This window comes from Lacrimispora sphenoides, assembly GCF_900105215.1.
Taxonomy (GTDB): domain Bacteria; phylum Bacillota; class Clostridia; order Lachnospirales; family Lachnospiraceae; genus Lacrimispora; species Lacrimispora sphenoides_A.
In genome coordinates this window covers 1,487,239-1,502,622 of record NZ_FOIP01000001.1, presented here as the reverse complement: position 1 = coordinate 1,502,622, position 15,384 = coordinate 1,487,239, and the positions used below count along the sequence as shown (strand labels likewise).

Here is a 15,384-nt window from a genome sequence, read left to right as displayed (position 1 = left end):
AGGAGAATTTATGAAAAAATCAGAAAAAAGTGCTAAGAAACATTATTTATTAGGCCGCACTGGAATTCTTGCGGCATTGTTTGGCTGTACAGCGGCGGTTATCCTGGGCGGATGCGCCGGCAAAGAGAAGGCACCCGTCGATACCACCGTTCATTTGGGAGTCATGTATTCTTCCGATATTGTCCCCCTTACCATCATCACGGAACAGGGGCTTGACAAAAAGTACGGAGTCCAGTTGGATATGCAGGTATTCTCTTCTGCAAAGGACCGGGATGCTGCTCTTCAGGCAGGGGAATTAGATGGGGTGTTTACGGACTTCATCGGCCTGTGTATGTATCAGAATGCGGGACTGGACGTAAAAGCAACCGGATGCACTGACGGAGATTATGTGCTGCTGGCAGGAAAGGATACTGGAATCACTTCCCTGGAGAACGCAGCGGGAAAAAGCATTGCAATCTCGGAAAACACGCTGATCGAGTACTCCCTGGATTATATTTTAACGAATGCCGGGTTAGATGATACATATTTGGACAAGCAGGTGGTACCGCGGATCCCAGACAGGCTTGAAATGCTGCGAAACGGCAAGATCGATCTGGTTCTTCTGCCGGAACCATTCTCCACTCTGGCGATCAAGGATGGAGCGGTAGTTCTTGGAAGTGCCAATACCGACGGACTATATCCGGCCGTATCTGCATTCACGAAGAAAGCCATTGATGAAAAATCCGATACCATAAAAAAAATGTATCAGGCATACGATGAGGCGGTTGATTATCTGAATACAACGCCGTTAAAAGAGTATGAAGCCACGATCATCAAGGCGGCAGGCTATCCGGAAGAACTCACCGGAAATATTAAGCTGCCGGACTACAGGAAAAATGAACTGCCAAAAGCGGCTGATTTACAGGCAGCTGTGGAATGGGCAGCTAAGAAGGGATTATGCAGCCCGGATTTAAAGCCTGACCAACTGATGGGAGAATTGAAATAGAGACTTAAGAAGAACGGAGGGAGCCAGATGCTGAAAGTAAAAGATATCTCTGTCACATATGGGAAAGGCGGGATGCATAAAGTCATTGACCAGGTGTCCTGGCAGCTGGAGACCGGAACGGTCCTGGCTGTTGCAGGTCCCTCCGGCTGCGGAAAATCCACCATGGTTCACGCCCTGGCAGGTATACTGCCTTATACGGGCTCCATCACCCTGGATGGTAACGGGCTTGGCCCCAAAACGTGTTCTATCGGGCTGATCCCTCAAAACTATGGGCTGCTGCCCTGGAAGACAGTAAAGGAAAACTGCCTGTTTACAGCCAAAATCCGTGGAAATACCCATGACCTGGAGATGCAGCTTTCCGGCCTGTGCAAAGAGCTTGGGATTGACGGGCTATTGGAACGTTATCCGGGTACATTAAGCGGCGGCCAGGCGCAGCGTGTGGCTCTTGCAAGAGCCTTTCTTATGAATCCGGAGCTTCTCCTGATGGACGAGCCTTTCGCTGCACTGGATATTGCGGCGGCTCTGGCTGCGAGGGAACTGTTTCTGAGGATCTGGAAGGAAAAAAAGCCCACTGCAGTCATAGTGACCCATCGGGTGGAAGACGCCCTTTACCTTGCCCATAACATCGCAGTTATGAAACGGGGCGGCGGCTTCAATCTTTTCTGTGAAAATCCATGGCAGGGTGTAAAACGTCCCTCAGAAGCAGCATATGCTGAGCTTGAACAGCAGATCACGGAGAAAATCATAAAGGCGGATGAGATATGAGAAAAAAAATGTGGGTCTTTATAAAAGGCTTTTTACTTGTAAATTTACTCTGGTTCCTTCTCGCTGCCCTTCTGTCCACCTCCGTGCTTCCAGGGCCGCTAACGGTCTACTACAAGTTCAGCCAGGTAATAAACGGAGGGCTTTGGCTTCATATAGGAGCCAGCTTAGGCCGTGTAGCGGCAGGCCTCACCCTTGCCCTTCTCATCGGCGTACCTGTTGGAATCCTTATGGCCTCCTCTGCCATCGCCAACCGCGTTCTTCACCCTCTGGTGTACTTTTCCTACCCGGTTCCCAAAACAGCGCTGCTTCCGGTCTGTATGCTGCTTTTAGGGCTTGGCAATGGCTCTAAAATTCTCATCATCGTCCTGACCACGGTATTCCAGATCATTGTGGCTGTCCGGGATGCGGCGGAGCATATTGATCAGGGAATTTATTATGTGGCAATAAGCGCGGGCGCCCGCAAACGAAGTATCTTAAAGGATATCACCCTGCCTGCGGTGCTGCCGGAGCTGTTCACCAGCATTCGGATTGGAACAGGAACATCCTTAGCCATCCTTTTAATAGTAGAAGCTTATGGAACCCGTTGGGGAATGGGCTACTACATTCTGGACGCATGGTCCAGGATTAACTACGTTCAGATGTACGGCGGCATTGTCATCATGTCGGTGGTAGGAGCAGCATTATTCTGGATTTTGGATGGAATTCAGTGGGCGTTGTGCAAGGGAACGAAGTAACGCTTAAACCTATTATCAGCTTCTAAGATCTGCCGCAGGATATTCCGGTATCCTGCGGCTTTTTTCTTGCTCTGCTCCCCGTCCTTTTACGCCCGTTCATTGTCCCGAAATTGCTTTGAACGTGATTTTGATGCCGTTGGAGCATACTAAATTCAGCCCATGTCAATCTTGTAGTGCTATTTGCAGCTTTAGGTTAAAAGTTAAATTCATCTTCCCAATGAAAGGTTCCTGATTCCTCCAAACTCATAGGCCAGTGACAGCACCAATCCGGTACACTGGGAGTTTCCACCCTATCCAGGCTCGGCGTATATGGCTTTATATCAAGTACAGGTGTACCATCATTCGCATCAATATAAGCAATTTGAATAATGCCCGTTTCATAATCTATATGAATAACTTGTGCGGTTGACAGTGCAATCGGATTAGGGCGAACAGGCGATCTTGTAGCGAATATACCCATTACTGCAGGAGATTTTTTATAAGGCTGCGGGGTTTCAATGATATTCCTCATTTGCTCGTTATCAAAGTCACTGAACCACCAAATAACACTAAGATGGCTGAACCCATCTAACGCCTGCAAGGCGGGAATATACTTCGGTTCAAGCTCAATGAACATTCCATCTTTGTTGACATTGATTTTACCAATAGGGGTTACATGAAAATTTTGCATCGTAAGTTCCTCCATTTATTTTTATTTTACTGTAAATCCAATGTAAACCCTCACATCATGTGAGAGTCAATATGAAAAAAAAGCGTCATGCAATTATTTTTGCAAGACGCTTTTTGCTAAATTCTTTCCAGCGGGATTTGTATTTCAGTCAGGTATTTATCGGGGCATTCCTCATTCCATGGCCCACGGTGAACAATTTGCCTGCTTTGCCCGATCATTTTATACTGGTTATGTTCCTGCAGCCAGCTTGCAAAAGCAAGAAACGCCCCCGCAATATTTTCAAAAGGTCCACAGACCATCGTACAAGCCATATTGGGAACGGGGTCCGTATTACGAAACACAAACCCGTTTGTATTTTCCCCCATCCTGGCCACAGGCGCACATATTTCCATATCTACATCCTTTTCTCTGTAATCCATATCATGATATATGGTAAAAGTATCGCTCGAAACAGGAATATTATTTTTATCTGCAAAGGCCGACATTTCTTTCCACAACTGCCCCTCTGCATAATAATCGGTAACAATGCGTCTTAAAGAAAATACCTGATAACTGGGAATGGATTTAATCGAAACATTATAGTTAATTGCCATCTTTTCTCTTAGAATATCATTCTTAGCCAACTCAATTTTTGATAGTTTCTCCTGTTCTGCTTTAATTACATTCTCGATTTCCAGGCGCTTATCTTCAAGCAGCTTTGCAATAAACCCATCTTCCCAATAATTAAGGGCAATCGCAATTTCAGAAACATTAAAACCTAAATCCCGCAAGAAGATTATTTTATTCAAAGCGGGAATCTGCTCCGCAGCATATAACCTGTAATTGGTGAACCGATCGGTTGCCGCAGGCGTTAACAGACCTGTTTCATCGTAATACCTTAACATGCGGATTGATACTTGCGTTAATTTAGAAAACTCGCCTATTTTGAACATTCGACCACCTCTATATTGAAATTATATCGTGTATATCCTTAAACTGCAAATAAATTAATGACCGAAGTAAACCCAATAAAAAATGACGTTCTGCTGGTTGATCAGCAGGACGCCTTTTTTTATAATTATCAATCACATTCTCTTTAAGGTAAACTGATTTGCCAGACCGCTGAGTACCTTTGCCTGCGCAGACAGCTCTTCGCTTGCAGCGGCGCTCTCCTGAGCGGTTGCTGAATTGGATTGTACCACTGCGGAAATCTTATCCACACTGTCAGTGATGTGGGATACAGAAAGGCTCTGCTCTTTAGAGGCTGACTGGATCTCCCCGATGCCTGCTGCAATTTCTCTGGCATCCATTAAAACAGTGCTTAATATCGTGGCCATGGAATCCGTTAAATCCTTACCCGTTTCAACCGATCTTACAGAAACGTCTATAAGTTCCGAAGTGTTTTTTGCCGCCAGCGCACTCTTTGCCGCCAGATTCCTGACTTCATCTGCCACTACGGCAAATCCCTTTCCTGCATCACCTGCTCTTGCTGCTTCTACAGCCGCATTTAATGCCAGGATATTGGTTTGGAATGCAATGTCCTCTATGGTTTTGTTAATCTTAATAATTTCCTCTGAATTTTTCTGGATCCCTTCCATTGCCTGAAGCAGGTGCCGCATCTGCTGCTCACTCTCATCGAGGCTCACACCCATTGTCTGGGCTTTGGTATTAAAAACACTGGCGTTTTCCGTAGTATAATCTATTTTTGTTACAATGGTTTCTACGGCATGAGACAGATCATCAATCGCGCCGTTCTGCTCTGCAGCTCCCACAGCCAGAAGCTGGGAACTTGCCGCAACATGCTCTGCGCCTGCAGATACCTGCTCGGAGGTCTGGTGCAGCTGGTCCAGAGTCTCTGATATCTGTGCGGTAAACGTTTCAATGGAGTGCCCGATATTGATAAAATCTCCAATATACTGCTGGGAGAGCAAATCAAAATTCCCCTGTTCCATCTGCTTCATGGAGTCTCCAATGCGGGAAATATAGTCGGACAGCGTGTTTATGGACGTTCTCATGCTGTTTGCCAGCATCCCCAGTTCATTCGTTGATGTATAATCGATCTCGCTCTGTAAATCTCCCTGTGACAAGCGCTCCATTCCATTTTCCAGGGTTTTTACCGGAATCAGGATCTTTCTGCGGATAATCATCAGAATTAAGTAAATGGAGATCAGATTGATTACCAGGGTAATGGCGCTTATAGCCTTAAGCTTTGTAATTCCCTGGGCGGAGTATTTTTCAGCCTGAGAAACAGCGGCATTGCTTTTGTTAAAAAGCTCCTCACTGTTTTCCAACAGCTTTTCATTCTGTCCATCATTTAAAAGGGGCAGGATCTGCTCTTTCCAATATGTACGGATCTCCTGCATCTGTGAAACCAGCTCTTTGTCTCTTGGCACTGGAAGCCCAAGCTCTTTGTCGCCTGCGATGATTCCATCCATGGCCTTCTCTACCTTAGCAATCTGCTCTTCCACCGGCTGATCAAGTAAATGAAGCTTCATAATGCGCTGTGTTGCACCTCTTACAACACCGCAATAATTTACAATCGTTCCGTTGCTTTGGTTTTGGTCCAAAAACAGAAACATCAGGCCAGTACTTAAAATGCTTAGAATTGCGAGACAGGCCATTATGTTGTATATAAGTTTCTTAATGCTCACGTTTTTATCTCCTTTAAGATTAGTAAATGCGTTATTTTGCAGACAGTCATATGACACTTCCTGGCTTTAAAAATATGTCATATTTTGTCAATTATGCAGATATCTTACTCTAAATAATATAGCTAGTCAAGCAGATTACGAACCCGCATAAAGAGAGCCTATATTAATAACAACAATCATACATAAGTTGTGTATTTTACACCTTTGTGTGATATTGTCGGATTTACATTTCTGACCCTCACAGCTAAAATGTAATTATCAGATAAACCAGTGAAACACCAACAGGGAGGAGAGAATCACATGAAGAAAACAGTAAAAATTTCAGCAGTCTTATTAGCCATGGCATTGGCAGCTACCGGCTGCAGCTCCGGGAAACCGGCAGATAACAGCACGGCGGCAGATACCGGAAAAACCGAAGCCGCCGCTCAGACAACAGGGGAGGAAGATCCTGTTCTGGTCGTTTATACAGCCCGTGGCGAATCCTTAAACAATGCCGTGATTCCTGAATTTGAAAAAGACACCGGCATTAAAGTCGAGGTGGTCGTCGCCGGAACCGGAGAGCTGTTAAAGAGAGCTCAGTCAGAAAAAGCCAATCCACTTGGCGATATCTTCTGGGTCGCTGACCAGACCATGTTATCCGCATCCAAAGACCTGTTCATGGAATATGTATCTTCCGAAGACAGCAACATGATCGATGCTTTCAAAAACACCACCGGTTACTTTACCCCTGCATTTGCAGATCCAACTGTCATGATCGTGAACAAGGACTTGAAAGGCGATATGAAGATCGATGGATTTGAGGATTTATTAAATCCTGAATTAAAAGGAAAAATTGCATTTGGCGATCCTGTAAACTCCAGTTCCGCATTCCAGTCATTACTGGCTATGCTTTACGGTATGGGCAAAGACGGCGATCCCCTTTCAGACGAAGCATGGGCCTATGTAGACAAGTTTATCGCCAACTTAGACGGCAAGATGTGCAACAGCTCTAGCCAGGTATATAAAGGCGTGGCCGAAGGGGAATATGTGGTTGGCTTAACCTGGGAAGATCCTGCTGCCAACTATGTTAAGGAAGGGGCCGCAGTAGAAGTTGTATTCCCGGTTGAAGGAGCCATTTTCCCCGGAGAATCCGTACAGATTCTAAAAGACTGCAAGCATCCGGAAAATGCAAAGAAATTTGTAGATTATATGCTGTCTGAAAAGATTCAGAATGCAGTCGGTTCCACACTGACCGTAAGACCGCTGAGAAAAGACGCCACTCTGGCTGATTATATGAAACCTCAAAGCGAGATTAAATTATTTGATAACTATGATGAAGGTTGGGTAGCAGAACACAAATTAGAGATCACCAATCTGTTCAGTGAGCACATGGAAACATCCATGGATTAATAAATTGCATTGATCCAAACAAAAGACTGCCTGAGACTCAGTCAGGGGCAGTCTTTTTGTACCAAAAAATACGGAGTACGTGAGGAGAGAGGAACTATGGGAGTAGCAATCAGTATAGAAAACGCAGTAAAACGATTTGGAAAAGATACCATTATCAATGGATTATCCCTGGATATTAAACCAGGAGAGTTCTTCACCCTGTTAGGACCATCCGGCTGCGGCAAGACGACCCTGCTTCGAATGATCATCGGCTTTAACAGCATCGAAGGCGGTGAAATCAAGGTAGACCAGAAGGTAATTAACAACATCCCCACCAACAAACGAAACATGGGTATGGTCTTCCAGAACTATGCCATTTTCCCTCACATGTCAGTCAAGGACAATGTGGCTTTTGGACTGAAAAACAGAAAAATACCTGCATCACAAATCGATGCCCAAGTGGATGAAATCTTGAAAATTGTTAAAATCGATCATTTAAAAAATCGTATGCCCGCCAAGCTGTCAGGCGGCCAGCAGCAGCGAGTCGCCTTAGCTCGGGCCATCGTCATCCATCCCGAAGTTCTTCTGATGGATGAACCGTTGTCAAACCTGGATGCGAAACTTCGTGTGGAGATGAGAAATGCCATTAAGCGGATCCAGCAGCAGATCGGCATCACCACCGTTTATGTAACTCATGACCAGGAAGAGGCTCTGGCTGTATCAGACCGGATCGCAGTCATGAACGGCGGTGTTATCCAGCAGATCGATACGCCTAAGAACATCTACCAGCGCCCTGCAAACCTGTTTGTATCTACCTTTATCGGCTTATCCAATATCCTATCCGGCATAACATCGATGAAAAACGGTGTGACTTTCATTCAGATTCAGGATTATACCGTTCCTATGGATCATTTAAGCCATGAGGTGAAAGACGGTCAGAATATCAAGGTATCCGTTCGCCCCGAAGAATTCATCATCAATCAGGCAGACGGCTATGGCATCCCTGGGACAGTAAAAAGCAGTGTATTTCTTGGCATTACCACCCATTATTTTGTTACCCTGGCAAACGGGCAGGAAATTGAAGTCATCCAGAATTCCGATATCTGGGACATCATCCCGGATGGCACTGACATCCGTCTTGCTGTACAGCCTCAAAAGATCAACGTTTATACCGAAGACGGAAATAAAAATCTTGTGGTTAGGAGGGATCAGGTATGAGATATGCCGGCGAAAAGAAGTTCAATATCTGGGTAGCTATGGCGCTGGGGATTCTCGGCCTTTTTCTCATCTTCGTAGTCTACCCCTTAATTCTGATCTTATATAAGAGCGTGCTGTCCGAGGATGGTTCCTTCAGTCTTGCATATTTCGGTAAATTCTTCGCCAGAAAATACTACTGGAGCACTCTGGTAAACAGTTTTAAAGTCACCATTGTTTCCACCTTGCTGGCGGCTGTTCTGGGTCTGGTTATGGCATATGTTTTGCGAAGTGTACGAATCAGAGGGAGTAAGTATTTAAATATCCTGATCGTCATGTCCTATCTTTCTCCACCATTTATCGGAGCTTATGCCTGGATCCAGTTACTGGGGCGCAATGGATTTATCACCAAAATCTTAAACGATCTGTTTCATGTGAAGTTAAACGGCATTTATGGATTTGCAGGAATTGTACTTGTCTTCTCTCTGCAATCCTTTCCACTGGTTTATATGTATATTTCAGGCGCTCTTAAAAACCTGGATAACTCCTTAAATGAAGCCGCGGAAAGCCTAGGCTGCAGTGCTATGCAGAGAGTGGTTCAAGTGATCGTGCCGCTGGTCATGCCCACCATGCTTGCCAGCTCCTTACTGGTGTTTATGAGAGTCTTCTCCGACTTTGGTACCCCTATGCTGATCGGTGAAGGTTATAAGACATTCCCGGTTTTGATGTACAGCCAGTTTATGGGCGAGGTCAGTACCGATGACCATTTCGCTGCTGCTCTCTGCGTCATTATCATCGGAATCACCCTGCTGTTATTCTTCTTCCAGCGCTATCTGGGAAACCGATATACCTATTCCATGACCGCACTAAAACCCATGGAAGCAGAACATTGCACTGGTCTTAAAAATGTATTATCCCATTTGTTTGTATACCTGGTAGTCCTCATCGCCATTCTTCCGCAGCTTACTGTTATCTTCACTTCCTTCCTGGCTACCGGAGGGGGAAGCGTATACACCGGAGGCTTCTCGCTTGATAACTATCGAAACACACTGTTTTCCAAGAATAACAACGGCGCTATTTTCAACACCTATTTATTCGGGCTGTGTGCCATCGCTATCGTCGTGGTGCTGGGAATATTGATCTCGTACCTGACTGTACGAAAAAAATCAATTTTAACTAATATTCTTGATACGGTCACAATGTTCCCCTACATCATACCAGGTTCTGTACTGGGTATCTCATTTTTATATGCTTTTAACACAAAACCGTTTCTACTCAGTGGCACTGCCCTCATTATCGTCATCTCACTGTCCATCCGGCGTATGCCCTACACCATCCGTTCCAGTACTGCCATCATCGGACAGATCAGTCCCAGTGTGGAGGAAGCCGCCATCAGTCTGGGCTGCTCAGAGACGAAGTCATTTGCAAAAATTACAGTTCCAATGATGATGTCCGGTGTATTATCCGGCGCTATTATGAGCTGGATCACTTTGATCAGTGAGCTGAGCTCTTCCATCATCCTCTATACCAGCAAGACCCAGACGCTTACCGTAGCTATATACGCGGAGGTTATAAGAAGCAACTTTGGTAATGCTGCTGCATATTCAACCATTTTAACTCTGACCAGTATTCTATCGCTGCTTTTATTCTTCAAACTAACGGGCAGCAATGATATAAGCATTTAGCGAAAGCAATGAGCAGTGGGAAATAAGTCATGAAAAGAATTTCGTTGTGCTTGCACATAAGAAAATCTTTTCATGACTTATTTCATAGGGCGAATGCCCGTTATCTCATAAAACCGCAGGTTTTATGAGATACACTGCGGACTTATGATATAATACCTATAACCCCGCACTCTACTCCCCCCCCTCAACCAACACCCACATACATCCGGAGGCCCCCTCATGAAAAGTAATCAGTACAAGGACTATATCAAAAAATCCTTTATGAAATACGCACTATCCATCATCTCACTATTATTTGTGCTGGTGCTTTTATTTCTACTAATCAATGTACAATGGATTATCTCCGGTCCAAATAAAAGAAATCACATTCAGTTATCCGGCATCCTGGATCAACAAATCCTTCTCTATCAAAAAGGACTGACCGAACTCACCCAAAATCCGGATCTTCAGACCGCACTAAACAGCACAGACCCTGCCGCCACCACTGCAAATAACCGGCTTCTTTATGACTTTACCAACTCCCAGACTATCCGTTCATCATTTATACTCTTAGACCAGAATGGACGCATCGTCAGCAGCAATCTATTTGCCGGCAACCAGGAGATTTTCCATGAAAGTGATATCTTTCGCCGCATGACCAGTCAGATGCAGGAACAGCCCGAAAAGATCTTCACACTGCCAAGCCGTTTAAACTATGCCAATGAACAGGCAGGGGATTTAATTCTTGGCAAAGCTGTGATAATGGACGGCACACTTACCGGCTATCTGTTTTTTGACCTGCTGGATACTTATCTTTATGAGATCATCCGCGAATATCCTCTGGATGATGTCATCATCACGGACCGATATGATAACCTGATCTTTTCTATCAGCCGCCAGCAGACTGACCCCATAGACAAGTACCCTTCCGGAAAATACCGGATGGACTGGCAGGAAGGAAGTGTGGTAAAGGTCAATGGAAAACATTATCACATTCAAAAAAGTTCACTTCCCGGGAGTTCTTTAATCCTATATACACTGGTTTCCACTGAATATCAGAAAGACCTCCTGTTATACTGCATTGTATTCATGCTCATTGTAGGCATCCTACTGGTCATTATTTCATTGCCTGTAATCGAGCACATTACCCAGAAAAACCTTCTGGCCATCAATGAACTCCAGAAATCCATTGAGCAGATGGGAAAAGGAAATATGGAATATCAGCTCCGTTCTCAAGTATTTGATGAATTCCAGAAGCTTGATGATGCATACCGCCACATGGTAATACAGCGGGAAGAGCTACTGAAATATAACAGTGAACTGTCCGAACGAAAACGGACCATGGAAATCAAGCAATTAGAAGAACAATTTAACCCACATTTTATTTTCAACGTTATGGAGACCCTACGGTATGAAATTATGATTGATGCGGCAAAAGCCTCTGATATGGTTCAGTCCTTTGCCAGACTCATGCGCTACAGCATCTATTATGGCAGCACCATAGTCTCCCTCAGAACGGATATTGAATATATCAATGATTATCTCCTGTTACAAAAAATGCGCTATAACCGGCGTTTGAAATATCATATTGATATTCCGGAGGAACTTCTGGAATACCGGATTCCCAAGCTGCTGCTGCAGCCGGTTGTGGAGAATTCCCTGGTTCACGGCATGAAAAATACCCATTCCATCTCCATTACGATCACCGGACGGGTGCATGGAGACCTCCTGGAGCTGTGTGTGGAGGATGACGGAAGCGGGATTGATGGAGAACGCCTTGCCAGTCTGCGGGCCGGATTGGAATTGGAGGACGGATATAAGGAGCATATTGGTCTCTATAATTCCCATCGTGTTGTCCGTCTGTTATATGGTACTGGATACGGCGTGACCATCGAAAGCCAGCCAGGTTCCGGCACACGGGTCACAGTAACCATGCCGGCAGATATGGAGGATTATTATGTATAAAGTTCTACTTGTAGAAGATGAAGATATCATCAGAAAAGGTCTGATGTTCATGGTAAATTGGCAGGAAATCAACTGCGTAGTCGTAGGCGAAGCCATAGACGGAGTCGATGGCATCCAAAAGATCAAAGATAATGAGCCCGACATAGTAATTGTAGATATCAACATGCCCATCATGAACGGACTGCAGATGTTGGAAGAAAGCATTAAAGAATACGGCTATGAAGCCATTATCGTATCCGGATACAGTGAATTTGAATTTGCAAAAAAGGCGATTCGCCTTGGCGTCACAGAATATCTGTTAAAACCCGTGGATTTTACAGAACTTTATGATGCGATTCTTAAGATAACCGAGAAACTGGAAGCGAATACACGAATAAAGGGATACATCCGGCAAATCGATCTGGAGAAGAAAAAGCTGGGCATATTAGAAACAGATATTTCTGAAACCGTCACCTTCAAAAATAAATATGTGAGCTCCATGGTAAAGTATATCGAAGAGCATTATTCTTCCCGCCTTTCCTTAACCGATTTAAGCGAAGAATATAATCTTTCCTGTACTTATCTGAATACGAAATTTAAAAGCGAGACCGGCTATACCTTTAATGATTTTTTAAACCGTTACCGGATGCAGAAAGCTGTGGAACTTCTGAAATCAGATCAATATAAGGTATATGAAATTGCTGAGATGGTGGGATTTTCTGAATATAAGTATTTTATTAAAGTGTTTAAGAAGTATATAGGCTGCTCTCCTGCTAAATTTATGGAGGTAGGGGATGGGAAGTAATAGTTCCTATCTCCTACTGCCGTTTCCATAGGAAAACGGACCACAGAAAATTCTTCCGTGGTCCGTTTTTTAATAACATACCCTACGATGCCTGAGCTCCATTCAGACGTGCAAAAATTCCTCCCTTGGCAATCAGCTCGTCATGTGTGCCCATCTCTGCAATACCGGTCCCCTCAAGTACTACAATCAAATCAGCCTCACGGGTAGTAGAAAGCCTGTGTGCAATCATTATGGTCGTTCGCTCCTTTGAAATCTCATTCAAAGCCGCCTGTATTTCCTTTTCTGTTTTTGTATCCAAGGCAGAGGTTGCCTCATCCAGGATCAGGATTGGAGAGTCTCTTAAAATCGCACGGGCAATGGCAATCCTCTGTCTTTGTCCTCCGGACAGTAAAACACCCCGTTCCCCAATAAACGTATCATATCCGTTTTCCATCTTCTCAATAAAGTCGTGGGCATTTGCAGCCTTTGCCGCCGCAATGACATCTTCTCTTTTCGCATCCTTCCAGCCGTATACAATATTCTCATACACCGTTCCATTAAAAAGGAATGTATCCTGTAACACCATGGAGATATTATCCCTTAAACTGGAAAGCGTCACATCCCGGATATCAACACCGTCGATGAATACAGCTCCTTCCTGAGGATCATAAAACCGATTGATCAGGTTTGCTATGGTGCTTTTGCCTACACCTGTAGTCCCAACCAAAGCCACCGTTTGCCCTTTCTTAATGGTAAGGTTAATATTCTTCATTACCGGAAGATCTTCCTGATAAGAAAAAGAAAGATCTTTCAGCACAATTTCACCTTTAACTCTTTTAAGGACTTTTGCATTTTTCTTTTCCTTTACTTCCGGGATCTCATCAAAAACATCAAATACCCGTTTGCATCCGGCTCCGGCTTCTCCTGCCCTTTCCGCAAGAGAGGAAAAACTTTTTACAGGACCATAAAACATGGACAGATACATGACAAATCCAACAATGTCTGCTATCTCCACTTCCCCCGTTCCCACCAGGTACCCGCCATAAACGACAACAATCACCGTTCCAAGTGCAGTGACAAAGGCAAGCAGGGGATACGTTGTTTCAAAAAAGAAACTTGCACGAAGATACGCTAAACTGTGGAGCAGTGAAAGATTTGCAACCTTGCATTCCTCATGGCTTTGCTGATTAAAAATCTGAATTTCTTTTATACCGGAAAGATTGTCCTGCACTTTTCCTGCAAGTTCTCCTCTTACCCTGGAATTTTCTTTCCACGTTGGAGATACGTGACGGCTCTGCCATATGGTAATCCCCAGAAGAAAAGGTATGGTAACCAGACTCATTATGGCAAGCTTGCCATTGATCGTAAACAGCAAAGCTCCTACTCCTATAAATGTAAGGACATTGACTGCAAAATCCGGAATCACATGTGCCAAAAGTACCTCAGCATCCAGCGCATCATTTACTACACGGCTGGTGAGATCGCCTGTCCTGCTTTTATGAAAATAACTTAAGCTCATATGCTGCAGTTTCCCGTAAAGCCGCTTGCGTAAGTCTGCCACATAATGAAGGGCCGCATAATGATTTAAATATCCTGCCGCAGAAGTACCTGCCGCCTGGATTGTAGCTGCTGCCATAAGTAAGAGTCCGATACGCAGGGCCTGTACTTGAAAGTCACTGATTCCTTCTGTAGCAAGTGCCGTTAATTCCCTTAATGCCCACGGCATATAAAATCCGGCTGCCGTAGATACCACGAGGGCAAAAAGTGCAGCGATCAGATGAATCCTGTACCTTTTTGCCTCCCGGAATATCCGCAGTGCAGTTCTCATACGGAAATCGCCTCCTTTGGTGACAGACGTTCCTGATGTAAAAGAGCATATGTCAGGCATACAGGCCGTCCTGTTCTTGGTTCCTTGACAATTTCAGCATCTATGGAAAATGTCTCTTTTAATACATGAGGTACCATTACTTCTTCCGGACTGCCATGCTGAATGATTTTTCCTCCGCGGACCGCAATCATATAGTCCGAAAAACGTGCCGCCAAATTTAAATCATGAAGAACCATGGCAATGGTGCAGCCCTGGCTGCGGTTCAGCCCATATAAAAGCTCCAATACTTCAAGCTGATGGGCCAGATCCAGATAAGTAGTAGGTTCGTCAAGTAAAATCAGATCTGTCTGCTGAGCAAGTGCCATAGCAATCCAGACTCTTTGCCGCTGCCCCCCGGATAATGTATTTACTTCCCGATGTTCTAAATCCATAAGCTTGGTTGCCGAAATTGCCCACCGCACTATTTCTTTATCCTCAGGAGTCAATTTTCCAAACCCGCTTTGATGAGGAAAACGCCCATATGCAACCAGTTCACTTACGGTCAGCCCGCCGGGAGCGGAAGGCGATTGTGGCAAAACCGCCATTTTTTTTGCAATTTCCTTTGTTGGAAGTATTGAGATATCACCGCCATTTAAATAAACCATTCCGTTTTTGGGCTTTAAAATGCGTCCAATGGCTTTTAGCACCGTGGATTTCCCGCATCCATTGGGGCCAATAATCGAAGTGATTTTTTTATGTGGAATTACCATATCTAAATTCTTCACAATCAGAGTATTGTCATAGGCAATATCTAATTTTTTAGTCGCGATACTATTCAT

Annotated in this window: 13 protein-coding genes; 8 read left to right on the top strand and 5 right to left on the bottom strand. The window is 44.6% G+C overall.

The window, feature by feature from the left end:
- Positions 1-10 precede the first annotated feature (10 nt).
- Genes BMW45_RS06825 through BMW45_RS06815 form a run of 3 tightly spaced genes read left to right on the top strand, consistent with a single transcriptional unit; the run spans position 11 to position 2,484 of the window.
- Positions 11-985: an ABC transporter substrate-binding protein gene (locus BMW45_RS06825; RefSeq protein WP_092241584.1), complete on the top strand. Its 975-nt coding sequence runs from the start codon at positions 11-13 to the stop codon at positions 983-985.
- 27 nt (positions 986-1,012) lie between these two features.
- On the top strand, positions 1,013-1,750 hold the full coding sequence (locus tag BMW45_RS06820) for an ATP-binding cassette domain-containing protein (RefSeq protein ID WP_092241582.1): 738 nt from the start codon (positions 1,013-1,015) through the stop codon (positions 1,748-1,750).
- A complete protein-coding gene (locus BMW45_RS06815) occupies positions 1,747-2,484 on the top strand; it encodes an ABC transporter permease (protein ID WP_092241580.1) in 738 nt (245 codons plus the stop codon). Before BMW45_RS06820 ends, BMW45_RS06815 begins: the two co-directional genes overlap by 4 nt.
- A gap of 193 nt (positions 2,485-2,677) precedes the next feature.
- On the opposite strand, the gene BMW45_RS06810 is transcribed toward BMW45_RS06815, so the two are convergent.
- From BMW45_RS06810 to BMW45_RS06800, 3 genes are all read right to left on the bottom strand, one after another.
- On the bottom strand, positions 2,678-3,154 hold the full coding sequence (locus BMW45_RS06810) for an SAM-dependent methyltransferase (protein WP_092241578.1): 477 nt from the start codon (positions 3,152-3,154) through the stop codon (positions 2,678-2,680).
- A gap of 116 nt (positions 3,155-3,270) precedes the next feature.
- Positions 3,271-4,086 (bottom strand): MerR family transcriptional regulator, encoded by an 816-nt coding sequence (locus BMW45_RS06805; RefSeq protein WP_092241576.1) that lies wholly within the window; start codon positions 4,084-4,086, stop codon positions 3,271-3,273.
- A gap of 132 nt (positions 4,087-4,218) precedes the next feature.
- Positions 4,219-5,784 carry a methyl-accepting chemotaxis protein gene (locus BMW45_RS06800; protein ID WP_092241574.1) on the bottom strand — a complete coding sequence of 522 codons (1,566 nt, stop codon included), beginning with the start codon at positions 5,782-5,784 and terminating at the stop codon, positions 4,219-4,221.
- A gap of 300 nt (positions 5,785-6,084) precedes the next feature.
- On the opposite strand from BMW45_RS06800, the gene BMW45_RS06795 reads away from it, so the two are divergent.
- From BMW45_RS06795 to BMW45_RS06775, 5 genes are all read left to right on the top strand, one after another.
- Positions 6,085-7,173: an extracellular solute-binding protein gene (locus tag BMW45_RS06795; protein ID WP_092241572.1), complete on the top strand. Its 1,089-nt coding sequence runs from the start codon at positions 6,085-6,087 to the stop codon at positions 7,171-7,173.
- 96 nt (positions 7,174-7,269) lie between these two features.
- Complete coding sequence (locus tag BMW45_RS06790; protein WP_092241570.1) at positions 7,270-8,370, top strand: ABC transporter ATP-binding protein; 1,101 nt, start codon at positions 7,270-7,272, stop codon at positions 8,368-8,370.
- Entirely contained in the window at positions 8,367-10,031 is a 1,665-nt protein-coding gene (locus BMW45_RS06785; RefSeq protein ID WP_025230618.1) for an ABC transporter permease, read from the top strand. Before BMW45_RS06790 ends, BMW45_RS06785 begins: the two co-directional genes overlap by 4 nt.
- A gap of 219 nt (positions 10,032-10,250) precedes the next feature.
- Complete coding sequence (locus tag BMW45_RS06780) at positions 10,251-11,975, top strand: sensor histidine kinase (protein ID WP_092241568.1); 1,725 nt, start codon at positions 10,251-10,253, stop codon at positions 11,973-11,975.
- On the top strand, positions 11,968-12,759 hold the full coding sequence (locus BMW45_RS06775) for a response regulator transcription factor (protein WP_025230620.1): 792 nt from the start codon (positions 11,968-11,970) through the stop codon (positions 12,757-12,759). Before BMW45_RS06780 ends, BMW45_RS06775 begins: the two co-directional genes overlap by 8 nt.
- Positions 12,760-12,841: 82 nt before the next feature.
- Here the strand turns inward: BMW45_RS06775 and BMW45_RS06770 are convergent, their stop codons facing one another.
- Together BMW45_RS06770 and BMW45_RS06765 are read right to left on the bottom strand one after the other, a co-directional pair.
- Positions 12,842-14,566, bottom strand: coding sequence for an ABC transporter ATP-binding protein (locus BMW45_RS06770; RefSeq protein WP_092241566.1), 1,725 nt, complete (start codon positions 14,564-14,566; stop codon positions 12,842-12,844).
- A complete protein-coding gene (locus BMW45_RS06765; RefSeq protein WP_092241564.1) occupies positions 14,563-15,384 on the bottom strand; it encodes an ABC transporter ATP-binding protein in 822 nt (273 codons plus the stop codon). Before BMW45_RS06765 ends, BMW45_RS06770 begins: the two co-directional genes overlap by 4 nt.